Raw genomic sequence first — 25595 nt, forward strand, 5'->3', positions numbered from 1 at the left:
GTAGATGCTTTTAAGACCATATAGCCAGTAGTTCTTTCTGATGATACCTATGCTTTGAGGATGATAGCCAAAGTCTTTACCTATGCCTTCTAAGGATTTGTTTTGACTGAGTTGATGTAATATAAGCAGTTTGACCCGTGCTCTTGGTTTAGATTCAACTTTTGATAGCTTCAGAAAGTCGTGATCGCTTAACTTATGATTTCTAGGCGTTATTTTTGGCATACTGGCGTCGTAATAGTAAATAATAATTTATTATATATTATTTCTTGGAATTGGTATTAATTTTTAGATTTGGTATTATTTACGCTGTTATTTATCAATGTATTTATAGATCTATTTATAAGGCTATAAAGCAAAAAAATGCTTGTAGCACAAACAATGCACTACAAGCATAAGCGTACAGGCGTAAAAAATCTATTTAAACCATTAAAACTACCACATGATAGATTGCATTGCCCATAAGATAAAGTTGTTCGGCAAGATACCCACATAGATGACAATTAAGGTCACCACAAGAACCATCAAGCCACCCACTTGTACACCCCAATGCCAAAGCGCATCGAACTGCATGGTTGGGTTTGGACGCTTAAATAAGGTCAACATTACACGCAGATAGTAGAATAAACCAATCGCACTACCCACAATAATCATCGCCGCCAACCACCACTGGTGACCATCAACCGCAGCCACAATCGCAAAGAACTTAGTGATAAAACCAGCGGTTAATGGAATACCTGCCATCGACAGTAGCATGACAGTCATAACCCCAGTCAATACCGGACGACGCCAGAATAGACCACGATAATGAATCAGCTGTGCAGCCTCACCATGCTTTTTAAAGGTGGTAGACATCAAGGTAATCACGCCAAATAGACCAACCGATGTCATGGCGTAAACTGCCATATACATATTAGTCACTGAGTAAGCGCCAGCGCCAATACTAATCACGGCGACCAGCACATAACCCATATGTGCAATAGACGAATACCCCAGTAGACGCTTTAAGTTAGTTTGACGGACAGCCAACAGGTTACCGAATAAAATAGACAAGGTCGCAATAATTACTAATACTGTCTGTACTGACGGAATCGCCAAAATAGAAGCATCCAGTAAAAAGCGGATGCCCAGCGCCATCATCGCTACCTTACTGACAGAAGCCAAATAGGTCGCCACAGGTGCTGGTGCCCCTTGATACACATCGGCTGTCCAAATATGAAACGGTGCTGCTGATAGCTTAAAAGCAATCGCAAAGGTCATCATTGCTGCGCCTAAAACCAATAAAGGTGAATCATAAACATTGGGTAAAGATTGAGCAATCTCTTTGAACTGCAAGGTCCCTGTGGCGGCATAAATGAAGGCCATCCCCATTAACAAGGTTGCTGATGCTGTGGCTGATAACACCAAGTATTTTAAACCAGACTCTAACGAGCGGCTGCGCATAAAGGTATAAGCTAACATGCCGTATAGCGGCACGGACAACAGTTCCAAACTCATAAAGAATGAGGCCAGATTATGTGCAGATACCATTAATAAGGCACCGACCGTCGATAATAGCAGTAATAAATACAGCTCTTCTTTGTGGTCTTTAAATGTGCTTAAATAAGGATAAGCTAAGGTACAGCAAGCCAAGGCGGCCACCAAAATAACCGCCATATTAAACTGAGCAAAAGGGTCGATGATAAACATACTGCTGATCATCGGCTGCTCTGACATCCCAAACCAACCTAACATCTGTCCGACTAATACCAACAGCGCCAAGTTTAACCCCAGCACACTTAACGTACCAATTAAAAAATGCGAGCGTTTAACAGCAATGCCAAGCATCACTATCAACAAGGTGACTACGACCACTAAGATTGGCGCAAAAGGTTGTAACACAGGCCAAGCATTTGCAATAAAACTATTCATTAGCGCACCTCCCCTGTGGTAACAGTCGACTGTATGGTCTCAATGGCATCAAAATGAACCACATCATGGTAGGTATAAGCATTATTAATCCACTGCATCGCATGACTTGAGGTATCCAGTACGGTTTGTGGAAACAGACCCAGCCACACCAGTCCGATTGCTAGCACCAATAACAGTGCCAACTCACGACGGTTTAAATCATATAGTTTTAGCGTTTTCTTACGATAAGTCTGTTCGACGTAACTTGGATTTTGCACTGTTTTAATATCTGAGTCTTCAAGCTCTGATGCCAAAACCATGTCTGGCATACGTGCTGCTTTCGCTTTTAAATGAGCCATTTTTCGAGCTTGAGTTTCGGCTTCTAGTGCCTCTAAATCAGGCAAGGTTTTTTCACCGAATAAGGCACGATAAATAATAATTAATGAATACAAACCCGCCCATACTAAGCTGAAGGTTGCAAATACCACAAAGATTGGATACTGCTCAAAAGAGCCCATTAAAATTAAAAACTCACCAATAAAGTTACCTGTGCCCGGAATACCCAATAAAGCGGCACAGAAGAACATCAGTAGCGGCGCGTAATAACGGAACTGCCCCCACATACCACCGATTAGTGGTAGCTCACGCGTGTGCATGCGCTCATATAACTGACCGGCCATAATGAACAACGCTGCCGAAGCTAAGCCATGCGCTAGCATCTGCACCATTAAGCCTTGCAAGCTAATTAACGTACCAGCATAGACTGCCAATACCACAAATCCCATGTGCGACACACTGGTGTATGCCAACAGACGCTTGATATCCGTCTGTACAAATGCCATCCAAGCACCATAAAAAATACCAATCGTACCTAAAGTAATGGCAATCGGTGCAAACTCTTGTGACGCTGCTGGGAAAAACGGCAATACGAAGCGAATTAAACCATAAGCTGCCGTTTTAATTAAGATACCTGCCAAGTCGACAGAACCTGCGGTCGGTGCTTGTGCGTGGGCATCTGGCAGCCAACCGTGAAATGGCATCACTGGCAGCTTAACCGCAAAGCCGATAAAGAAGCACAGCATGATTGGATATTCCCAACCGCCCAACTGTGTGCCTAATAAGTCATTGTAATTAAAGCTAAATACACCAGAGTTTTGATAGTTGATAATGACCAACAGCAAAATACCAACCAGCATGACTAGGCCAGAGGCTTGGGTATAAATAAAGAACTTAGTGGCCGCATATTCCTTAGTCTTACCATTGGTAGCATTATGCCCCCAGATTGCAATTAGGAAATAGATAGGAACCAGCATCATCTCCCAGAAGAAGAAGAATAAGAACAGGTCAATGGCCAAAAATACACCGATAACCCCGCCCAAGCTCCATAACAGATTAAGATGGAAGAAGCCAACACGGCGCTGAATTTCACCCCATGAACAGCCGACTGCCATAATCCCTAAGAAGGCGGTGAGCGACACCATCATCAATGACATGCCATCTAATGCTAAGTGAAAGCTAATACCAAAGCTGTCAATCCAAGGCACGATAAATTCTGCAAACCAAGGCAGTTTGGCATCCGTTGCTAATACCTGCTCGCTCATGCCTGAGAACCCACCTTCACGCCATAAGATTAAGGTAAGCGCAAAGGTAATTATCATACCAATGAGGGCAATCCAGCGTGGCCAACGGTTATTAATTTTTTCTACTAGCCAACACAGTGTCCCTGCGATAAAGGGCGTTGCAATTAATGCTGGCAATATCCAAGCTAATTGAAGTTCTGTCATCTTAAATCACCGTCGTCATGACTAGTATCAATAACACTGCCATCCCCAGTCCAAAGCTTGCAGCATATCCTCGAAGCGAGCCTGTTTGTGTCATGGCCATTACCTTATTACCTGCTGAAGCAATAGCGGGTAATAAGTTCCATGTTTTGTCGACAGGATCTGATTTGAGTAATTTGCCAATAAGTAAAAATGGTTTTACAAACAATAAGTCATACAAGGCATCAAAACCAAGACCGTGATAGCACCAGTAATAAATGGCACCACCCACACTAGAGGCTTTAAATTTAGCCAATAATTTGCCCTTGTTTGCCACATACAATAAGAAAGCTAGGATAAGTCCTGCTGCCATAGCACCCATAGCGATAAACTCTGCGGTATGTTTGCCATGCGCATTACCGGCTTGCTCTAACAGATGCCCCACACTCTCAGGCAACACCCCTTGTAATGGTGGCGTAATAAGCGCACCCACTGCAGTGGATAATACGAGCAACACCACTAAGGGAAGCTGATACGACAATCCAGATAGCTTGTGAGCTGGCGTCTTTTCTTCGCCGAAGAAAGTAAACCAAATCATACGGAACGTATAAAGTGAGGTTAAGAACGCACCGAACACACCCATGTAAAACAGAACCTGATGACCAGTGGCATAGCTTTCCCAAAGAATGGCTTCTTTTGAATAAAAGCCGACTGTCACCCAAGGAATAGCAGCCAATGCACCGCCACCAATCACAAAGCACCAAAATACCAATGGAATCTTTTTGCGTAAGCCGCCCATTTTGAAAATATTTTGTTCGTGATGAACAGCGATAATCACCGCTCCTGATGACAAGAATAATAAAGCTTTAAAGAAAGCATGGGTCATTAGATGGAAGACAGCGCCCTGCCATGCACCAACGCCCAGAGCTAAGAACATGTAACCAATTTGGCTCATGGTCGAGTACGCTAGAATACGTTTGATGTCGGTCTGTGCCAATGCACAGAAGCCAGCGACTACCAAAGTAATGGCACCCACAGCACCCACCCAGTACAATAAAATCTCTGGGGTTAGCATAAATAGTGGATGTAAACGCGCAATCAAATAAACGCCGGCCGTTACCATAGTAGCCGCGTGAATAAGCGCTGAAACTGGTGTCGGGCCTGCCATCGCATCTGCAAGCCAAGTATGTAATGGAATCTGAGCTGACTTACCCATCGCACCGCCAACCAACATCATGGTGGCTAGAACTAAGGTTGGGTTGTTCACCTCAAACATCTGCGGTGCACGGATAATAATGTCTTGAATATTAAGCGTGCCAAATTCACGGAACAATAAGAACAAGCCAAAGGCTAAAAATACGTCACCGATACGAGTCACGGTAAAGGCTTTCATGGCTGCACGACCATTGGCTCTATTTTCATAATAGTAGCCAATCAACAAATACGAACAAATACCAACCCCTTCCCAACCTAGGTATAGCAGCAATAAGTTGTCCGACAATACCAGTAACAACATACTGGCAACGAACAAATTCATATAGCTAAAAAAGCGACTAAAGCCTTTATCGCCTTGCATATACCAAGAGGCGAATAGGTGAATTAAAAAGCCAACACCAGTAATTACCCCCGTCATAGTCAGGGCTAAGCCATCAAAGTTTAAGCCAAAAGCTGGTGCAAAGTCACCCACTTGTAACCAAGTCCATAAGGGCACATTAATGACAGTGCTAGGATCATATTGGCCTAGGTAGCTAACAGAGGCAATCAGCGCACACAGTGCTGATAGCCCCATGCTGCCCACACCCAGATATTTTGCTGCTTGTTCTGATAAATGATCTCGTCTAAACGCTAAGATTAAAAAACTTATCGCTGGCAAGATGAAGGTTAATGCTAAAAAACTCATGATATTAACCTCTCATCTCATTGGCCGTATCCACATCTAAGTGACCACGACGATGGTAGAATTGTAATAAGATGGCCAAGCCCAATGAGGCTTCAGCGGCTGCCAATGTTAAGATAAAGATAAACATAATTTGACCATCTGCACTTAACCAATGACTACCAGCAACAATGAAGGCCAAACCAGCAGCACTCATCATAATCTCTAGGCTCATTAGCATAAATAAGAAGTTGCGACGTACCATAACCCCACATAAGCCAATCGCAAAAATAATACCGGCTAAAATCAGGCCATGCTCCATCGGAATGGGTCCAAGCATAGAGGCTTGCGCAGCATCGTTAATTTGTGGTGCCTGCATCATTTCAATTGGCTTCATCTCCAGTGTTTGCACTGTTGCCACTTCACCAGCATCAGCCAATTGACCCAGCTCTTGCTCAGCGACAACCTGTTGCTCGGCATCTGCATCGTCCACAACCACTTGTTCTATTACTGCTTGTTCTGCTGCTGCGACATCGCCCAGCTCACCCAGTCTAGCTGCTTCTTGTTGTTCAGCTTGACCTGCGTCAGCCAGCTCATCGGCATCAATAAACAAACTGCCTTCAACCGCTTGCAACACTTCATCTAATTGAGTTGCCTGACTTGCAGGAGCGTCGGTCATAACTGTTTCAGAGGTTGCCGTAGCCATTAACTCTCCTCCTTATTATGCAAGTTGTTCTGCGATTTGTGCACGCTTTGTTCCTTAGTTTGTAAGAACTGACGGGCATCAACAGGTCGATAATCGTACGACTCTGATGCGCCCTCATTTGTCATTTGTTCAGACAACGTTTTTTTGGATCCAAGCTGATTAGGTGAGCGGCTGGTATGACTTTCATTTTCATCATCCAGTGCTTTTTTGCCCAAATGATAAGCAGCCACCAGTGCCGCTAATAACAGCATGGCCGCTACTTCTACCAGTAATAAATACTCAGTAAACAAGGCTGTACCTACCTGTTTGGCCGATACAGTTTGCGCACCCACCATGGTCACAACTGTCTCTTCGTGATAACTATTGCCCAGTGACAGCATATAAATTAATACCACAGCAATCACAAAGCTCAGTGCTGCAGGTACTGCCCAAGTGTCAGAAGACAGCCACAGATTTTCACGCTCATCATTTTTGACACCTAAATTAAGCATCATAATGACAAACACGAACAACACTAAAATCGCCCCGGCATAAACAATCACTTGTAATGCACCTGCAAAAGGCGCACCCATAATGAAGAAGATGCCAGCCAGCGCTAACAAAGAAACAATCATGGATAAAATTGCATGCACTGGATTTGCCAACATAATTACCCGTAAGCTGGCAAGGATGGCGACAAAACCCAATGCATAGAACCCAACTAAGGGCGTATTATCAAACCAATGTAGCCAACTCATGGCAATAGGCTCCTTAAATCAACTGGTTCTGCTTCATTTTTGGCAGCCCCTTTCGGTTTGTCTTTGATCGCCATACCACTGACACGGTAATAGTTATAATCTGGATATTTACCTGGTCCTGAGATGAGCAAATGCTCTTTTTCGTAAACCAAGTCTTGGCGCACATACTCACTTAATTCAAAATCTGGGGTGAGCTGAATGGCAGTCGTTGGGCACGCCTCTTCGCACATGCCACAAAATACACAGCGTGAGAAGTTAATGCGGAAAAATTCAGGATACCAGCGCCCATCTTCACGTTCTGCTTTTTGTAGTGAAATACAAGAAACTGGGCAAGCTACCGCACATAAGTTGCACGCCACACAGCGCTCATCGCCGTCTGGGTCACGGGTTAATACAATACGTCCCCGAAAACGTGGGGGCACAGGAACCGGCTGTTCTGGATACAATATTGTATCTCTTGGTCTTAACGCATGACTGTTAACCATCCACATAGAGCGCACAATGGTAAACATGCCCACGACTGTATTTTTCAACGTTTTAAACATGTTAACTTCTCTTTTTGCTTATTAGCGATTGGCGTCGTCAAACCAAAACTTAATCCATTCACAACTTATTTGCTATGTCATCGGTTAAAGTTTGACGGGCTATATCTCACCTAATAAATAGAAGATTTAAAAACTGATATCTCAATAAAATCTAATTGCTGGCGATCAAAATTAAAGCCGCTGTAATCAGTAAGTTAATCAAGGTCACTGGCAAGCAGACTTTCCAACCAAAGTTCATCACTTGGTCATATCTTGGGCGCATTAGTGAACCACGAGCCAAGACGAACATGGTCATAAAAAATAGGGTCTTAATCATAAACCAGAAGGCTGGTGGCAAAATGGTAAAGCCTAAATTTATCGGCGCATCCCAACCACCAAAGAACAAACAGGTCATCAAGGCTGAAATTAACACCACGTTGACATATTCACCGATGAAGAACATACCAAATTTCATACCTGAGTATTCAACATGGTAACCTTCCGCCAATTCTTGCTCGGCTTCTGGTTGGTCAAAGGGGTGTCTGTGGGTCACTGCTACACCGGCAACCACGAAGGTTAAAAAGCCTAAAAACTGTGGGAAGATATTCCAGTGCCAAAAGCCACCAGTCTGGGCAGCGACAATTTCGCGTAAATTAAATGACCCTGTGATGGCCACGACCCCCATCAAAGACAGACCTAAAAACACCTCATAACTGATGGTCTGTGCCGCTGAGCGTAAACCACCTAATAATGAGTATTTGTTTTCAGACGCCCAGCCACCGAACATCACCGCATAGACGGCCATACCAGCCATGGCAAAGAAGAATAAAATACCTATGTTCCAGTCTGCCACACCTAATGTCGGTGAAATAGGGATAATGACAAATGAGACTAAGGCTGTGAACATGGCAATCGCTGGCGCCAAGATAAACATAAACTTATCGGCAAACTTAGGTGTCCAATCTTCTTTAAAGAAGATTTTTAGCATATCAGCGACCAGCTGCAATGAGCCCCAAGGTCCGACACGGTTTGGACCATAACGATCTTGCCAAAGTGCCAGCATACGGCGCTCATAGATAATCATCAAAGCCGCCACAATGACTACCACCAAAAATATCACCAACGCCTGAGCGACTAAAAATAATATCGACCAAGCTTCCGTGGATAAACTTAAAAAACTCGGTACCTCAGGGATGATTCGCATTGATTCCATATTAACCTCCCTGACCTTCTAAATCTGGTTGTGTCTCGTTAACCACACCACTTTCTGACTCTGTTAGTGGTGGATCTATCTTGGTGACAGATGCGGGTAAATGACCGTGTAAAATAGGTGCTTGTCCGACAGGATAACCAATACAGCCTGCTGCCAAATAAGGCACGACCTGTACTGGCAACTCAACGCGATGTCCGTCAATAGTCACAGCTAACCAGTCATTGTCACGGACTTGCCAGTGTTGCGCATCGTCAGCACTAATATAAAAGCTAGCTGCTTGCATCTGTCCAGCAACCACAGGGCTACGATGTGCCATAGGTGAGCTTCCATATAAGTTATGAACTGGGACTAATTTGGCTTGGCCTTGGAAAATACTGGTTTTGATTGGCTGCGTCATTTCTGGGCGAATATAGTCACGTTTTGGATACTTACTCTCTGCATCAAGCAAGTCAAATAAGCGTACACCTGGATCGCCTTGCTTGAGACTGCCACCAATTTCTTTTTGATACTTGTTCCAGGCTTGTGGCGAGTTCCAGCCCGATGCTTGCGCAAAAGGAATCATTGCACTTGGGGTTTGTGTACCACTATAACCCTCCATTGAGAAAGTCAAAGCAGTATCCAAGTCTTTCGGCTGCATCGGCTCATGCACAGACAGATTGGCACGCAAGGCGGTACGACCAGAGTAACGTCTTGGCTCACGAGCAATTTTTAAGCCAGAAATACGGAAGTCTGCTTCTGGTGCAGCTTGTTTAATGCCTTCTAAGTTTGGATGAGTTGCGACCAATTCATTGATGACGTCATCTAATTGTGTCCAGTCTAGTGGCATCTCATTCAGACTGGTTTCAACCGCATGTAGCCAACGCCAGCCTTCTTTAATACAGTTTTTATTACTGTAATAACTAGGGTCATAGACCTGAAAGAAACGCTGAGCACGACCTTCGGCAGACACCAAAGTACCATCTGCTTCAGCAAAACTAGCTGCTGGCAATACAATGTCCACAAATTTATGCCAATGTAAGTTTTGATGGTCTAAGGTAATGACCGTTTTATCGGTTAATAACTGCGCCAGTTTTTCGATATCAATAGCATCGGTTAACTGATTTTCAGCAACAATCACCGCATCAAACTCAGTAGCTAGCAACTCTTCAACTGACTTACCACCCAGCAGACAAACTCCCATACTGTTGGCATTAGGTACAGTTAAATATAAGCCCGCTTGTTGATTATAATTAGGCGTCACTTGTTTTAGTGCAGGTTTTTCTGCTACCTCTGCATCGGCTTCGTTTTTATTTTGCGCTTGTGCTTCTATTTGTGCATTGAATTCAGCCACTTGCTGTGCTTCATACTCTTTTATTGCATTACGTTTGCTCGTCAAAGCTTGTGCCACTTGAGCTGCCGCTTCAATCACCGCCACGCTAAACTGACCAGTACCTGAAATAACCAATGGCTTATCAGCCAGTAGCAAGTCTAACGCAATTTGTTGTGCCAACTGCTGCATCGGATCAGCGTCTTGATCATTTTGAGGCTGATCTTGCTCAATTTCAGCGGCCAATTGTTTTAGCTGTTGCAAATCATCGCTTTGTACGGCAATCATATCGGCAACGGCAAAGCCTAGCGCCGCAATATCTTCTGGCGTGGCCACACAGCTGACTTTACTGATGTCATCTAGCTTAGTTTGTACCGTATCAATGACATATACCGGGCTAAGCTGCTTTTGAGCAATGCGCTGTACTGGCTCTGCTAGCCACTCTGGCGTTTTTAGCGCATGCGCCATTTTTACTTTTTCATTTTTGGCCGCTTGACGTACTGCCAATGCCACACGGGCACTGGTTTGGGTAATGTCTTCACCCAAAATAAATACCGCATCGTGACTTTCAATATCAGTCACGCTTGGATTGTAAATACCTTCGGTGCTCAGCACTTCAATACATTTTTCAACCAATGATTGCTGATGACGATTGAGACCAGTTGAGAAGTTATCAAAGCCAACCAGTTTTTTTAGCGCAAAATTGGTCTCTAAGCTGGCTCGTGGTGAGCCAATACCGATGACTTTTTTATCTTTTACACGCTTAACAGTTTCATCGAGCGCATAGTTAACATTAATTTTGACATGCTTGTCATTGATGTGTTCAATAGCCTGTACTGGACGATCTTCACGGTTGACATAGCCATAACTAAAGCGGCCTAAATCACATAAGAAATAGCGGTTTACTTCACCGTTATAACGGTTTTCAATACGGCGTAATTCACCATAGCGCTCACCAGCTGAAATGTTACAGCCCACAGAACAACCATGACAGATGCTAGGCGCATACTGCATATCCCATTTACGGTTATAACGATCTGAATGAGTCTTGTCAGTGAATACCCCAGTTGGGCACACTTCGGTTAAGTTACCTGAAAATTCGCTTTCAAATTGACCATCTTTATCACGGCCAAAATAAACACGATTATTGGAAGCATAAACGCCCAAATCTTTACCGCCAGCATAGTCTTTGTAATAACGCACGCAGCGATAACACGCAATACAGCGGTTCATCTCATGTGCAATAAAAGGACCAAACTCTTGGTTGTGATGAGTACGTTTAGTGAAGCGGTAGCGACGTTTGTTATGGCCTGACATATAAGTCATGTCTTGTAAATGGCAATGTCCGCCCTCTTCACAGGTTGGGCAGTCATGTGGGTGGTTGGTCATTAAAAACTCTACGATAGACTTACGAAACGCCACCGCTTCATCATCATCGACCGAGATATACATGTCGTCCGTCGGAGCAACCATGCACGACATCACCAAACGCCCTTTACCTGCTGCTGCATCTTCTGCATTGTTAAACTGCTTTACCGCGCACTGACGGCATGAGCCGACTGAGCCAAGTGCAGGGTGATAGCAGAAATAAGGCACATCGATACCCAGCGACAGACACGCCTCTAATAGGTTGTCTGCCCCGTTTACCTCGACCTGCTTACCGTCAATATGTATGACCGCCATGCCTGTTTCTACTCCTCTACTTCACATCACTAGGTTTAGAAGCGGCAGTATTTACGCCCTCTTCTGTGCCTGCTGTTGCGTCCGAATGATTGTTGGATTCTGTACCTGTATGCGTTGATGCTACCGGTTTAGTTGCGCCCATAGTTGACATGACTTTTTGAATTTCTGATTGCGCCCATTGTGACGTCTCATCATCAACTTTAGGCGGTGCTTCCACTACAATCTTGCTTTCAAACTCATGGCGGAAGTACTTAATCGCACTCATCAGTGGCTCCATCGCACCTGGTGCGTGCGCGCAGAATGTTTTACCAATCCACAAATCGCGGGTTAAGCCTTCTAGCTTTTCAATGTCGCCAACTTGTCCTTCACCCTCATCAATGGCAGTCAGTAATTTGACGCCCCACGGTAGCCCATCACGGCAAGGGGTACACCAGCCACATGATTCACGTTGGAAAAATATTTCTAAATTCTTTAACAAGGGCACCATGTCCTGCTCTTCATCGACCACCATGATTAGTCCAGTACCCATGCGGCTACCCGCTTTTTGAATACTATCAAAGTCCATGATGGTATCGAGATGATCTACGGTTAAAAAGTCGGTTGATGCGCCACCTGGAAGCCATGCCTTTAAGGTTTTACCTTGTTGCATGCCACCAGCGAATTCTTCAATAATTTCACGGGCGCTGTAACCAAAAGGTAGCTCCCAAAGACCAGGATCATTGACCAAGCCTGAACAGCCAAATATCTTAGTGCCTGGGGTGGTACTGTTACCTTTTTCATTAGGTAAGCTTTGATACCAATCGACACCATTGACCAAAATCGCTGGCATATTACTTAGCGTCTCAACGTTGTTAACTACCGTGGGGCGACCCCATGCGCCTGAGATTTGTGGAAATGGTGGCTTAGTACGTGGGTTGGCACGGCGGCCTTCAAGACAGTTGATCAACGCCGTCTCTTCACCACAGATATAACGTCCAGCGCCGGTATGCACATGCAGATGAAAGCTAAAGTCTGAGCCTAAAATGTTATCGCCCATCAGATTGTTAGCGATACACTCATCAATAGCCGCCATCAAGCGCTCAGCAGCGATAATATATTCACCACGAATAAAGATGTAGCCGTCAGTCGCTCCGATGGCGTGAGCGGTAATTAACATACCTTCAATAAGCTGAAACGGTAGACGCTCCATCAATAGACGGTCTTTAAAGGTGCCTGGCTCCATTTCATCAGCGTTACAAATCAAGTAACGTGGACCACCATCTGGTGGAATCATAAATGACCATTTAAGACCAGCGTTAAAGCCTGCACCACCACGACCACGAACGTTGGCCGCTTTGATCATATCGCCCACTTCTTTTGCAGGCTTTTCTAACGCATTTTTTAGACCTTCAAAACCACGTAACGATTGATATGTTGCTAAATCTAAGATGGCATCATGATGTGCCAAACGCCAAGTTAGCGGTCTGGTTTCTATGGTTGCCGTTTCTTTGTCGCCATAAATAGGTACACGCTGTTCATTTAATTGACTCGGCGCTTTACCTTGTTTGCGACGGGCAAACTGCTCAGCGATACTAAGACGTTTTGGCTGTGCTTCAGACGCCATACTCTGGCTCATAGCGGCTGTATTTTGGGTATTTTCACTCATGGGTAGTACTCCAATAACTCAGCAACCTCATCAGGGCTAACCGGTCCAAAGGTATCTTCATCGATTAATACCGAAGGGCCTTTGTCACAGTTACCCAAGCAGCAGATGGGTAATAAGGTAAAACGACCATCAGGGGTGGTTTGACCATACTCAATGCCTAGCTGCTCTTTGAATTTAGCAGAAAGTGCTTCATAACCTGTCAAATAACAAGCGATAGAGTCACAGACTAAGATGACATGACGACCCACAGGTGAGCGGTAAATACGGTTAAAGAAGGTAGCCACCCCTTCGATATCGGTTACCGGTACATCTAATAAATTGGCGATGGCATTGACTTGCGCATCATCTACCCAGCCATTGCGTTTTTGTACCAGTTTTAATGCATCTAACGAGGCTGCACGAGCATGAGGATAATGCTGAATATATGCTTTAATACCCGCAATTTCTTGAGCAGTCAGGATGCTTGCCACATCAACGGTTGGTACTTTATCGGTCACAATTTTAATCATTGTCTTATTTTCTCTTTAACTGCTAGCATTTGAATGCTGGCGTGATAAATTATCGAAACTGACAAGCTTTATGCTTAATTTTAATGAACTGACTTATCTGTCTGTATCTGCCATCACAATATCAATAGACGCCAAATAAATAATCAAGTCAGATACCAAGCTGCCATTAATCACAGATGGCATCTGCTGTAAGTGTGCAAATGTCGGTGTACGAATACGGGTGCGATAACTCATGGTCGCTTTGTCTGAAGTAATGTAATAGCTGTTAATACCCTTGGTGGCTTCAACCATCATAGAAGCTTCACCCGCTGGCATCACAGGACCCCAAGACACAGAGATAAAGTGGTTAATCAGGGTTTCAATATCATTTAAAGTGCGATCTTTTGGTGGTGGTACGGCCAATGGATGATCGGCTTTGTATGGGCCTGAGGGCATATTATCCATGCACTGTTTGATAATGCGTAGTGATTGACGAATCTCTTCAATCTTAACCATACAACGGTCATAAGCATCACCGTTATAAAAGACAGGCACTTCAAAATCAAAGTTCTCATAACCCATGTAAGGACGTGCCTTACGTAGGTCAAAGTCAACCCCAGTTGCACGCAGACCAGCACCAGTGACACCCCAAGCGAGTGCTTGCTTAGCATCGTACTGAGCCACATTTTGTGTACGCCCTTTTAGTACTGAGTTTTCCATCGCTGCTTTGACATATTCATCTAAGCGCTTTGGCATCCAGTCTAAGAATTCACGCACCAGACGCTGCCAGCCCCGTGGTAAGTCTGCTGCCGTACCGCCGATACGGAACCAAGCTGGGTGCATACGATAACCGGTAACCGCTTCAATCACGTCATATGCTTTTTGACGGTCAGTAAACATATAGAATACTGGCGTCATACCACCCGCATCTTGTATGAAAGTACCAAAGTACAATAAGTTATTGGTAATACGGAAGAACTCACTCATCATCACTCGGATGGTCTGAGCACGCTCTGGAACGGTAATACCGGCCAGCTGCTCAACTGCCATCACATACGGCAGCTCGTTCATTACTCCGCCTAGATAATCAATACGATCGGTATAGGGGATATACGAATGCCAAGTTTGACGCTCAGCCATCTTCTCAGCACCACGGTGGTGATAGCCAATATCTGGGATACAGTCGATGATTTCTTCACCATCTAGCTGTAATACTAAACGAAACGCACCGTGCGCTGACGGGTGGTTCGGGCCTAAGTTCAAGAACATAAAGTCCTCATCACGGCCACTGCGTTTCATGCCCCACTCTTCAGGTACAAAGCGTAGGTTTTCTTGTTCAAACTGCTGCTTTGCAGCGTTTAAGAAATAAGGGGTAAATTCTGTGGCACGCGCATGATACTCTTTACGCAGCGGATGACCTTCCCAATATTTAGGCAGCAGGATACGGGTTAAATGCGGATGTCCAGTAAACACGATACCGAACATGTCCCACACTTCTCGCTCATACCAGTTGGCATTTGGCCAAATCTTGGTGGCGGTCGGTACATTCAAGTCGTCTTCTGATAACGCCACTTTAACGCGAATATCGCTATTACGCTCCAGCGACATCAGGTGATAAAACACCGTGAAGTCACTGTCAGGCAACCCATCTCTGTGCTGACGCAAACGCTCATCGATGGCAGATAAATCCAGCAGCATCACATAAGGCTTAGGTAAGGTGCGCAAGAACATCAACACATCAAGCAAGTGCTCACGGGCTACCCAAATGGTAGGAATACCATCAAAAGTAAACTGTTCGCTAAATTTACCTGAAAATTTGTGTCCAAGCTCACGCAGCACCGCAGGCTGTTTCTTCGTTGCATCGGCACTACGATGGGTTGCTTTGCTGTTATCCGTTACCATGGTCACCGGTTACCTCAGAGTCATTGCGAATATTACGCATACACAAGAATATAGGTTGTTGTCTGTTACTGATTAAATCAGTGGGTAAAAAGCTTTTATTGCTATTCAAACATTTATTGCTATTCAAACATTTATTGCCATTCAAACATTTATTGCTATTCAAACATTTATTGCTACTCAAATACTAAGCTTGCAAGATCAATGTCATTACTAAGCTAATTTACGACACCAAGCTAATTTACAACTAAATGCTATCTGGGCTACGTAAATTCTTCACCGCAATACGATCGGCTTGCTTACGATCTCGCTCAGCAACCATTTGCGGCTTATAGATACCTTTATCATTGACATACGCACCCAGTGGACGACGCTCTTTGGTAATCGAATCTTGCAATAGCATCAGACCTTGAATCAAAGCCTCAGGACGTGGCGGACAGCCAGGCACATAGACATCGACAGGGATAATCTTGTCCACGCCTTGTACGACTGAATAAATGTCATACATGCCGCCTGAGTTGGCACATGAGCCCATTGAAATCACCCATTTTGGCTCAAGCATTTGTTCATATAGACGCTGAATAACCGGCGCCATCTTCACAAAACAAGTTCCTGCCACAATCATCACATCTGCCTGACGTGGTGACGCACGAATAACCTCTGCACCAAAGCGTGATAAGTCATGAACTGCGGTTAACGTCGTGGCATATTCCACATAGCAGCACGAGGTACCAAAGTTAAATGGCCACAATGAGTTCTTACGTCCCCAGTTTGCCGCTGCGTGAACCATGTCCTCAAGCCTGCCCATAAAGACATTACGGTTTACTTCATCCTCAATCGGATTGTTGACCGTTTGCTTCGATTGCGCAGGATAAGTATCGGCGTCAGGATTTGCACGGGTTAGCGTATATTTCATGATATAACCCTTAACTAGACGATTTATTTGATGAAGAAGTGCTAGCAGACTTGCTAGAAAAATCGACACTGGTCACATTACCAGTGATATTAATGTGGTCAATATTGGCCAAATGACGTTTATTGGCCTCAATATCGTTAGACACGTTCACTTGTCCAGATGACTGAGCCGGTACTTTACCAGTTGGATCTGTATGCAGCTCATCAATGCCTTCAAACTTAGTAATGCTGGCTAGATTAAAGCCGGCTGGTGCTTGTGTGATACGTGGTTTTTTGCGGCGTTTGTCAGCAGGTGCCCAGTTCATCGCACCCAGTCTTAATTCATAAACCAAGCCAACAAATAAGATGCCTATAAATACGGCTGCCGCAGTGAATCCAAGCCAGCCAACCTCTCGTACTGACACCGAGTACGCATATAAATACAAGGCTTCAAGGTCAAAGATAACAAAGAAAATCGCCACTAAATAGAATTTTGCAGACAAACGAATTCGGGCATTGCCTGCTCCGACAACGCCCGATTCAAATACTTCTTCTTTTTCTGTGCCTTGAGAACGACCCCCTAAAAGACGGGGAACAACCAGCATGAAAATTACCAGACCTATGGCAGCCAAAATAAAGGCTAACGCTGACCAATTAAAGGCGGAATTCATCGATATGTCTCCTCACTGGCTAGTACCAACTAGACACGCAAACCATTATGATGCTCATTATTGTAATGCATGATAATGACTAAAATTAATCTAACATGACACGCTATGTTAGCCACGAGTAAAGTAGGATACTTCGGCTGGAAAATGGAGGTGTTACTATACTTTTTTTAAACCTTAAATTCCAGTTTAATACTGAATGAGAAGGTCATTATTCAGTTATCAATATCTAAACTTGCATCTTGACATTTGTTATTTTTTAAGGCAACACCGCCCATTTTATTATGTTTTACTAATCAATTTTTTTGTTAAAACAGTTGCGGTGCATCAAGTGCGCGGTAGGGTGACCCCTCTTTGACCTTGGTATTTACCACCTCTGTCTTTGTAACTGGTTTCACAAACGTCATCCGCATCACTTTGGAAAAACAACATTTGCGCCACCCCTTCGCCGGCATAAATGCGTGCTGGAAGCGTGGTGGTGTTACTAAACTCTAGGGTTACATGACCTTCCCACTCAGGCTCAAGTGGCGTCACGTTGACAATTATACCACAACGCGCATAAGTTGATTTGCCCAAGCAAATGGTCAACACATCGCGTGGAATTCTAAAATACTCTACCGTACGTGCCAGTGCAAATGAGTTTGGTGGAATAATACACTCATCACCAACAATATCGATAAAGCTGTTTTCATCGAAGTTTTTTGGATCAACGATGGCTGAATGCACATTGGTAAACACTTTAAATTCACGTGCGCAGCGAACATCATAACCATAGCTTGATGTTCCGTAGCTGACTAACTTTTCACCTGCCTCGTTAAAGCGGACTTGACCAGCTTCAAATGGCTCAATCATGCCATGCTCTTGTGCCATTCTACGAATCCAGCGGTCAGATTTTATTGACATTTTATACCCTTAATTTATCGATTAATACCACTATCTTGTTAAACTCTTCTCGTAAAGGTTAGCTTTTTGGTTAATGTTTACCTCTTTAGGGTGGCTATTTTACGTTTATTCAGCGCAATGTGCCAGTTGCGATAAAAGTTTTGTCACATTTAAGCTACCATTTTGCAAAGTGATCCTCTGCCAAGCCCAGAACGCTATCTAATACCACAATTTGTTTGCCTGAATCTTTACCTAAACCTTTGTCTGCGCCACTGTCAATCTGTATTTGCCCAGAGTAATAACCAAGCCACTGCTCAAACACACTGGCAATCAGACCATAATTGTCTGATTTTTTATAGACACTTAGTGGCGTAAAAGTTAAGTCAATAGTGACTCTACTCCAGCCTAAGTCTTGATTTTTAATAATCCATGCCGCTTGTTGTGACTCATATTGCTCAGATTCAGATTGTTCAGGCTCAAAGTGTGATGACTCAGATTTTACAGCCTCTGGCTTTATAAACAATACGGGCGGTAAATAGTAAATATTACCATCAATCCAGCACGCATTCTCACTCACACCCGTCTCATTAACACCCATTGCCAAGTTGAGCATAAAGTGGCAACCATCAGGCAGCTGACTGTTAATACAAGCCCAAAACCAGTTGGTCTCGTGTCGCATCACACCTAAAGTCCAATCTAAATTTGCCAGTGCTTGCTGATCAAGCTCAATCTGATTATTCGGCAGACTTTCAAGCTGGTTACCAAGCTGGTTACCAAGCGCACTGTCTGCTTTTTTATCCGCAAAAAATTTAGACTCTGCTTTAAATGTTAGCTTGCCAGCGCTTACTTGTAACGGCTCTTTTTGAGTAAAATGCCAGCCACGACGACCCGAAGGGGAACAAACAACGAGCGGCTGATCACTGCGCTGAAACTCAGCTGACAGCGTAAATAGCGAGCAGTCTAAGTTCAGCTGTAATGACTCAGGGAAAAACTGTAACTGCATTGTCAGGTTAGAATGCTCAAACTGCATCCGCCCCTGCTGATGATCACCTGCAAACAAACTATGCCGCGTCAACGGCTGCAAGGCATCGACCCGTTCTACTTCACCTGTTTTTTGATGATAAATATAAACAAAAGCGGTCGTCGCAAGCTTGATGGTCGCCAGTGCCAAACAAATCCGATAAGGAGGCTGCTGCAACTGTATAAAGGCAAATTGATTAATCTTTAGCTGTTTGCGCCACAAGGCAACCGGCTTTTGTGACAGCAGATGACTACGATAATCCAAATAGTTAAGCCGCTGCACACGCGAAAAAACCCCAAACTGGGGCTGTCCACTGACAATTAACTGCTCAATGTCCGCTAGTGAGCGAGACTGCTTATGCTGTATTGTGCTTCCTTGCATCACTTAACCCTCCTATTGCCTATCCCCTATTGCGTCATCAACATTAACATCAACACTCATATTCATATTCATACTGGCGTTAAAAATATGACTTTGACTATTTATGTTATGACTTTGCTTATTTATGACTTTGACTATTTAATGAATAACCCTAAAAAATACGCCCATCATCACGCTGCTTGGCAAACTTGGCGATATTGGTTTCAATATTTTTGGCAATATCGAGATAAAATTGAGCAAAATCATCGCCCTCACCTTCATGAGCTATCACACTTGGCTCGCCCTTATCCGCCTGCGCCCGAATTGCTGATGCCAAAGGCAATTGACCTAATAAAGGCACCTGATATTCTTTGGCGATAAATTCACCGCCGCCTGCACCAAAGATAGCTTCGGTATGACCACAGTTTGAGCAAGTATGCAGTGCCATATTTTCCACCACGCCAATAACAGGAATACTGGTTTTATTGAACATCTCAATGCCTTTTTGGGCATCCATCAAGGCAATGTGTTGCGGAGTAGTCACAATCACCGCACCTGTCACTGGGATACGCTGCGCTAAGGTTAGCTGGATATCGCCTGTGCCTGGTGGCATATCAATCACCAGATAATCAAGCATTGGCCAATTGGTCTGATTATACAGCTGCATCAATGCACCTGTCGCCTTTGGTCCACGCCAAGCCACAGGCGTATTGTCGCCATCCAATAAACTACCAATAGACAGCATCGCCAAACCATGTGCATCAATTGGCACAAACTGCTCATTCTCAAGCGCTGGCTTTACCCCTTCTGCACCTAGCATACTCGGCATAGACGGGCCATAAATATCCGCATCCAACACGCCCACTTTATTACCCAATTTTTGTAGCGCTAAAGCTATGTTTGCTGTCGTCGTTGACTTACCGACCCCACCTTTACCCGATGCCACCACAATAATATGTTTAATACGAGGGTGTGGCTGTAAACTAGATTGTATCGGTGCACGTTTGGTGATTGGAGGCTCAGTAGTGGCATTGCTTTGATTACTGGCTGCTGCATCTATGGTCTTAGGTAACTTATTACCCGCTCCCTTCATTGCAGGCATTGGTGCAGCACCAGCGGGCAAGCTGACATTTAGATTAACTTCTTTGATGCCCTTGGTGTGTAACGCCATACTAAGTTGACGGTGTACTTCTTCAGGGCTCACCTTTGTACTTAAACGTAAATCTAGAGTGACAGCGTCCCTTTGTTGTTGAAATCCAGTTAACTGATTGTCCTCGCCCGTCTTATTAAAGCCTTGCAATACATCTTGGACAACTTGCTGTAACTGCAAGCTATCAGATGACGGCTGTTTTTGTGCCTCTTGTTTTTTATTTTTTTTTATAAAATCAAACATAACTGCCTCGTAACCTATTCATTGTATGCCCTTTCAGTTATCAATCTTTTCAATCCTACACCCTTTCAATCATTCCCTTTTTTAGGTTGTGCCCCTTATGCTACTGACATAAATAGCTATTTTTTTGTGAATAGCTATGTTTAATTTTTCGGAATTATCAGTGCACTGAACAACATCATCTAAACGACCAAGCCTCCATTATAACTGGTGAAGACTCTCTTAGGACTATAAATGATTCATTTTAGGTGACACTTTAAAACAGCTTCATTTTATCTAGGTTAAACATAGTGTCAAGCAGAGTAACACCACAGCTACATCTTTTTAATCAATCTTAGATTAACACGCCAAGTGCAACACTACGTAATATTAAAGAACACCTGATTAGGTGGTTTAAACAATCAAAAACTGAGAGGCAATAAATAAATAAATAGCCACCCCTGACGCATCACACACCGAAGTAATAAGCGGCGCACTGGCACTGGCTGGGTCAAAGCCAAGTTTATTGAGCACAAAAGGCAAGCTCATCCCAATCACACAACCAATCATCACCACAGATACCATACTCAGTGCCAATACTAAAGACACCACCGCATCGCCACGGATATAACCGATTACTGAAATAGCGGCTGCCATAGTCAAACCTAACAGCAAGGCTACCATAGCTTCACGACCAAGCAGAGAAAACCAGTCACGCATCACCACCTCACCTGTGGCCAACGCCCGTACCATCAAAGTTGCTGACTGTGACCCTGCGTTTCCCCCACTGTCCACCAATAACGGTAAGAAGAAGACCAACACCAAGTTGGCCGCAATCACATCTTCAAAGTGAGCAATTCCGATGCCCGAAATTAGGTTACCAAACACCAAAAGCACCAGCCAAAACACTCGCTTACGGTACAGTAGCCGAATACTAGTGTCTTTCAGGCTACCCATCATACTAGCGACACCACCTGACTTTAAGAAGTCATCAGTTGCCTCATCACTGGCCACGTCCATCGCATCATCATGGGTGACAATCCCAACCAAGCGCCCATCATCATCAATAATGGGCAGCGCAATCAAGTCGTAACGGGCAACCGTTTTGGCCACATCTTCTTGGTCTTCATTGACATTGGAGGACACCACAGCGCTAAGCATAATATCACCAATTAACTGCTCAGGTGATGCCAAAATCAAACTACGCAATGACACCACACCCACCAGTTTACGGGCATCATCGATGACATAGGCATGATAAATGGTTTCTGCATCTGGTGCTTCTAGACGCAGAGCCGCCAACGCCTCTTCCACCGACATTTCTGCTTTTAAGGTGGCATAGTCAGAGGTCATCAGCGCCCCAGCTGTGCCTTCTGCATAAGCGGACAGCCGGCGAATATCTTCACGCTCAGCTTGTGCCAAGGCTGGCAATAAGGCGTCTCTCTGGCTTTGATCTAAACGCTTATACAGGTCAGTTCGCTCATCAGAGGGCATCTCTCCGACCATTTGCACCAAGCTTGAGCGTGGGAAAATACGTGCCATTGCCACTTGATCTTCGGCCTCTAAGTACGAAAAAATTGTCGCTCGATTAGGCAGACGTTCTAAGATCTGCCAAGCACACTTAGGCTTTACCAGCACTAGGGTGTCGGCAATATCAATCGGCCTTAGTTCATGCAGCTCTGCCAAGGCTTGGTCAAATTTTTGGTCTTCAGTCAATTTATTTAATTTTCTTGCAATGGCTTTTAAATCCATAACTCATACTCCATGCAGCCTAAAACAGTTTTGTAGCCCTGTCCTCTTATAGCCTAGCAGAATAACAAAAAAAGCCAATAATAATATATATTGGCTGATACGAAAATCTTTAACTTTGACCTGCTGTCACTTACCTGTTTGTCTACCCGTTTGTCTACCTACCTATCCACTCGTATAACACCTTCTTGCCCATCAAAGTCTGCACAGATGCTAAGCCATTGCCGAGATAGAAACAAGTAGCGGATTGTTAAACAGTTAGTTTTAATTAATTAAATTGCAAAACCTCTTACTGTAAGATAGTGACGGGTGTTTTGGCTTGCAACTCCTCAAAGCTAACGCCATCAGCAAGCTCAACTAGCTTCAGACCTTGCTCAGTGACATCTAAGACGCCAAGCTCAGTGATGATACGATTGACCACGCCTTTACCCGTTAGCGGCAACTGACACTCCTTTAAAATCTTTGGGTCGCCATGTTTGTTGGTTTGCTCCATCAGCACGATAACCCGCTGCACGCCAGCGACCAAATCCATGGCTCCGCCCATGCCTTTTACCATTTTGCCAGGTATCATCCAGTTGGCTAAATCGCCTTGTTCAGAGACTTCCATCGCGCCCAAAATAGCGAGGTTTACATGTCCGCCCCGAATCATCACAAATGAGTCTGAGCTACCAAAGAAACTGGCGCCCGGCTTGGCTGTGACGGTTTGCTTGCCAGCGTTAATTAAATCTGGGTCAACCTTGTCTTTGGTTGGAAACTCACCGATGCCCAGCAAGCCATTTTCGGACTGAAGCCAAACATCCATGCCCTCTGGAATGTAGTTTGCCACCATGGTCGGTAGCCCAATACCTAGATTTACGTAAAAGCCGTCTTGTAATTCTTTGGCAGCACGCTGCGCTATTTGCTCTCTTGTCCATGCCATTGTCATACTCCTTGTTATCTTTAAGCTGTTTGATTTTTGGTCTTTTAGGGTTAGGTCTTACCAAGGTTGGCTGTTTTAATTGCTGACGGTGACTTTTTCAATTCGTTTCTCTGGGTTTGCATTTACTATCAGTCGCTGGACGAAAATACCCGGCAAATGAATCTCGTCTGCATCGAGCTCGCCTATCTCAACAATCTCTTCAACTTCTGCAATGGTTATCTTGCCAGCCATGGCGCAATCTGGATTAAAGTTACGAGCGGTTTTGTTAAATATGAGATTGCCAGCTTTGTCCGCCTTTTGGGCTTTGACCAGTGCCACATCAGCGGTGAGTGACTGCTCTAAAATATAGTTGCGACCGTCAAATTCGCGTGTTTCTTTACCCTCAGCGACTTGAGTCCCGACACCAGTTGCAGTGTAAAAAGCGGGAATGCCTGCACCGCCAGCTCGAAGCTTTTCGGCCAATGTGCCTTGCGGGGTAAGCTCAACTTCGAGTTCGCCTCCTAAAAATTGACGCTCAAACTCTTTGTTTTCGCCTACATAAGAGGAAATCATTTTTTTGATTTGGCGGGTTTTTAGTAGTAAGCCGAGTCCAAAATCATCAACACCAGCGTTATTACTGATGCAAGTCAGCTCTTTGACACCGCTGTCGCGTAACGCTAGGATTAATGCTTCTGGAATACCGCACAGACCAAATCCGCCAATAGCGAGGGTTTGACCATCTTCAATGACGTCCATTAGTGCCGACTCGGCGCTGTCGTATAGTTTTGATTGACTCATTATTCTCTCCCTGTTTGAATCACTAAGAAGGGGCTAAAAGCTCCGTTTATGTGGTTAGATATACGTTTATATCGTTAATATCATTCATTGTCAGCAGTATTAATAATTAGTAATATTAATAATCAATACCCCACTCTCAACTTATTACAATCTATTGTAGGCTGGTGCTTTTAGCCCAGCAAAACCTAATTTTTAGCCAAATATGCTGGGCTAAAGCCACAGCCTACGCAAAGAGTTGAGATTGGGGTAATCAATAGTATTAACAATCAGTAGTATTTATGACGATGTACAGTTGTAAACTAAGTTAGTCTAACTGTTTTCAAAACCAAATCAAAGGGGGGTGTTGTGTGGGTTAAACCAACAGCCAAAATCCACCAGTAATGATGGCGCCTGCTACGCCAAGAATAATTAAACAGTAACCCATTATCGCGCGCATCTAACCCTGCAATCCCTAACAGCGGTAATGCCTATACAACGATACGGCTATCATCTAGTTTTTGAGCGGGGGTATTTTTTTCAGGCGGTATGTAAGCTTCCACTTTGATAACGTCAGGGTCAACTGTCGTTGGATTTGTGGGATGCATTAAACGATTAACAATGGGTAGGATAACTATTAAAGCAACGACTATGATTAGGTTAAAAGGGGCAAAAACCGTCTCTGAAAGAGGAATGGCTTCGGTGAGTACGCCTCCAGATAACTTAACCAGATTATCGCCTCCTGAGCTCATTGTCAGTGGGATAGAGCCGGAGAAACCACCATGCCAAATTACAAACCCTGAGTATGCTGACGCTACTAATAAGGGATAGTCTACATTGACAACTTTACGCGCCAATGATTTTGCAAATATAGCCCCGACCACTAAGCCAAAGCCCCAGTTAATCCATGACCCTACTAGACCAATCAAGGTCGAAACCATAATAGCCATAGTGGGAGAAGTAACTTTACTCGCCATATTATCCAAAAAGCGTTGAATGATTGGGGCATTCGCAAAGGCATATCCTGTCACTAATATGAGCGCCATTTGCATAGCAAAGCTATGTAGTGACCAAAGCCCTTCCCCCCAATGACCTGCCATAACCAGAACACTCTGACCAGTTAGCATGATGCCAGTAATGAGCGCAATAAAGGTTAAGACAATTGAGAATACAAACGGAGAAGGTAGATAGCGATTGACCAGTTGCACACTGGCATTAGTGAGAAATTGAAACATAACATATCCTTGTCTATGAGA

21 protein-coding genes are annotated in these 25595 nt (G+C 44.2%); all 21 read right to left on the reverse strand.

The genetic code is table 11. The features are described 5' to 3' along the window. Positions 1–222 (reverse strand): hypothetical protein (locus H140_RS14345; protein WP_026348878.1); only part of this gene is annotated, 222 nt, incomplete at its 3' end. A 210-nt stretch (positions 223–432) separates the two neighbouring features. Next, entirely contained in the window at positions 433–1908 is a 1476-nt protein-coding gene (nuoN, locus tag H140_RS0108930) for an NADH-quinone oxidoreductase subunit NuoN (RefSeq protein ID WP_019673316.1), read from the reverse strand. Then, a complete protein-coding gene (nuoM, locus tag H140_RS0108935) occupies positions 1908–3671 on the reverse strand; it encodes an NADH-quinone oxidoreductase subunit M (RefSeq protein ID WP_019673317.1) in 1764 nt (587 codons plus the stop codon). Before nuoM ends, nuoN begins: the two co-directional genes overlap by 1 nt. 1 nt (position 3672) lies before the next feature. Further along, the gene (gene nuoL / locus H140_RS0108940) at positions 3673–5547 is read right to left on the reverse strand and encodes an NADH-quinone oxidoreductase subunit L (protein ID WP_019673318.1); all 1875 of its coding nucleotides are present in this window, start codon (positions 5545–5547) and stop codon (positions 3673–3675) included. A gap of 4 nt (positions 5548–5551) precedes the next feature. Further along, positions 5552–5863: an NADH-quinone oxidoreductase subunit NuoK gene (gene nuoK / locus H140_RS0108945; protein WP_026348978.1), complete on the reverse strand. Its 312-nt coding sequence runs from the start codon at positions 5861–5863 to the stop codon at positions 5552–5554. Between the two features lie 365 nt (positions 5864–6228). Beyond that, entirely contained in the window at positions 6229–6966 is a 738-nt protein-coding gene (gene nuoJ, locus H140_RS0108950) for an NADH-quinone oxidoreductase subunit J (RefSeq protein ID WP_019673320.1), read from the reverse strand. After that, positions 6963–7511 (reverse strand): NADH-quinone oxidoreductase subunit NuoI, encoded by a 549-nt coding sequence (gene nuoI / locus H140_RS0108955; protein ID WP_019673321.1) that lies wholly within the window; start codon positions 7509–7511, stop codon positions 6963–6965. Before nuoI ends, nuoJ begins: the two co-directional genes overlap by 4 nt. Positions 7512–7662: 151 nt before the next feature. After that, positions 7663–8703, reverse strand: a complete 1041-nt coding sequence (nuoH, locus tag H140_RS0108960) for an NADH-quinone oxidoreductase subunit NuoH (protein WP_019673322.1) — start codon at positions 8701–8703, stop codon at positions 7663–7665. A gap of 1 nt (position 8704) precedes the next feature. Further along, positions 8705–11692 carry an NADH-quinone oxidoreductase subunit NuoG gene (nuoG, locus tag H140_RS0108965; protein WP_019673323.1) on the reverse strand — a complete coding sequence of 996 codons (2988 nt, stop codon included), beginning with the start codon at positions 11690–11692 and terminating at the stop codon, positions 8705–8707. A gap of 16 nt (positions 11693–11708) precedes the next feature. After that, positions 11709–13295: an NADH-quinone oxidoreductase subunit NuoF gene (gene nuoF, locus H140_RS0108970; protein WP_033426950.1), complete on the reverse strand. Its 1587-nt coding sequence runs from the start codon at positions 13293–13295 to the stop codon at positions 11709–11711. A 38-nt stretch (positions 13296–13333) separates the two neighbouring features. Then, positions 13334–13843, reverse strand: a complete 510-nt coding sequence (nuoE, locus tag H140_RS0108975; RefSeq protein ID WP_026348979.1) for an NADH-quinone oxidoreductase subunit NuoE — start codon at positions 13841–13843, stop codon at positions 13334–13336. Between the two features lie 96 nt (positions 13844–13939). Then, the gene (nuoC, locus tag H140_RS0108980) at positions 13940–15727 is read right to left on the reverse strand and encodes an NADH-quinone oxidoreductase subunit C/D (RefSeq protein ID WP_019673326.1); all 1788 of its coding nucleotides are present in this window, start codon (positions 15725–15727) and stop codon (positions 13940–13942) included. A gap of 244 nt (positions 15728–15971) precedes the next feature. Continuing rightward, positions 15972–16640 (reverse strand): NuoB/complex I 20 kDa subunit family protein, encoded by a 669-nt coding sequence (locus tag H140_RS0108985; RefSeq protein ID WP_019673327.1) that lies wholly within the window; start codon positions 16638–16640, stop codon positions 15972–15974. Positions 16641–16650: 10 nt separating this feature from the next. Further along, the gene (gene ndhC, locus H140_RS0108990; protein ID WP_019673328.1) at positions 16651–17289 is read right to left on the reverse strand and encodes an NADH-quinone oxidoreductase subunit A; all 639 of its coding nucleotides are present in this window, start codon (positions 17287–17289) and stop codon (positions 16651–16653) included. A gap of 324 nt (positions 17290–17613) precedes the next feature. After that, on the reverse strand, positions 17614–18189 hold the full coding sequence (dcd, locus tag H140_RS0108995; RefSeq protein ID WP_019673329.1) for a dCTP deaminase: 576 nt from the start codon (positions 18187–18189) through the stop codon (positions 17614–17616). 154 nt (positions 18190–18343) lie between these two features. Continuing rightward, a complete protein-coding gene (locus tag H140_RS0109000) occupies positions 18344–19570 on the reverse strand; it encodes a DUF2804 domain-containing protein (protein WP_019673330.1) in 1227 nt (408 codons plus the stop codon). 151 nt (positions 19571–19721) lie between these two features. After that, the gene (apbC, locus tag H140_RS0109005) at positions 19722–20942 is read right to left on the reverse strand and encodes an iron-sulfur cluster carrier protein ApbC (protein WP_019673331.1); all 1221 of its coding nucleotides are present in this window, start codon (positions 20940–20942) and stop codon (positions 19722–19724) included. Positions 20943–21332: 390 nt separating this feature from the next. Beyond that, positions 21333–22670 carry a magnesium transporter gene (mgtE, locus tag H140_RS0109010; RefSeq protein ID WP_019673332.1) on the reverse strand — a complete coding sequence of 446 codons (1338 nt, stop codon included), beginning with the start codon at positions 22668–22670 and terminating at the stop codon, positions 21333–21335. Positions 22671–22956: 286 nt separating this feature from the next. Next, positions 22957–23586 (reverse strand): CoA transferase subunit B, encoded by a 630-nt coding sequence (locus H140_RS0109015; protein ID WP_019673333.1) that lies wholly within the window; start codon positions 23584–23586, stop codon positions 22957–22959. Positions 23587–23661: 75 nt separating this feature from the next. Next, complete coding sequence (locus H140_RS0109020) at positions 23662–24363, reverse strand: CoA transferase subunit A (RefSeq protein ID WP_019673334.1); 702 nt, start codon at positions 24361–24363, stop codon at positions 23662–23664. Between the two features lie 467 nt (positions 24364–24830). Beyond that, the gene (locus tag H140_RS14350; RefSeq protein WP_019673335.1) at positions 24831–25574 is read right to left on the reverse strand and encodes a TIGR00366 family protein; all 744 of its coding nucleotides are present in this window, start codon (positions 25572–25574) and stop codon (positions 24831–24833) included. Positions 25575–25595 lie beyond the last annotated feature (21 nt).

The organism is Psychrobacter lutiphocae DSM 21542, from assembly GCF_000382145.1.
GTDB lineage: Bacteria > Pseudomonadota > Gammaproteobacteria > Pseudomonadales > Moraxellaceae > Psychrobacter > Psychrobacter lutiphocae.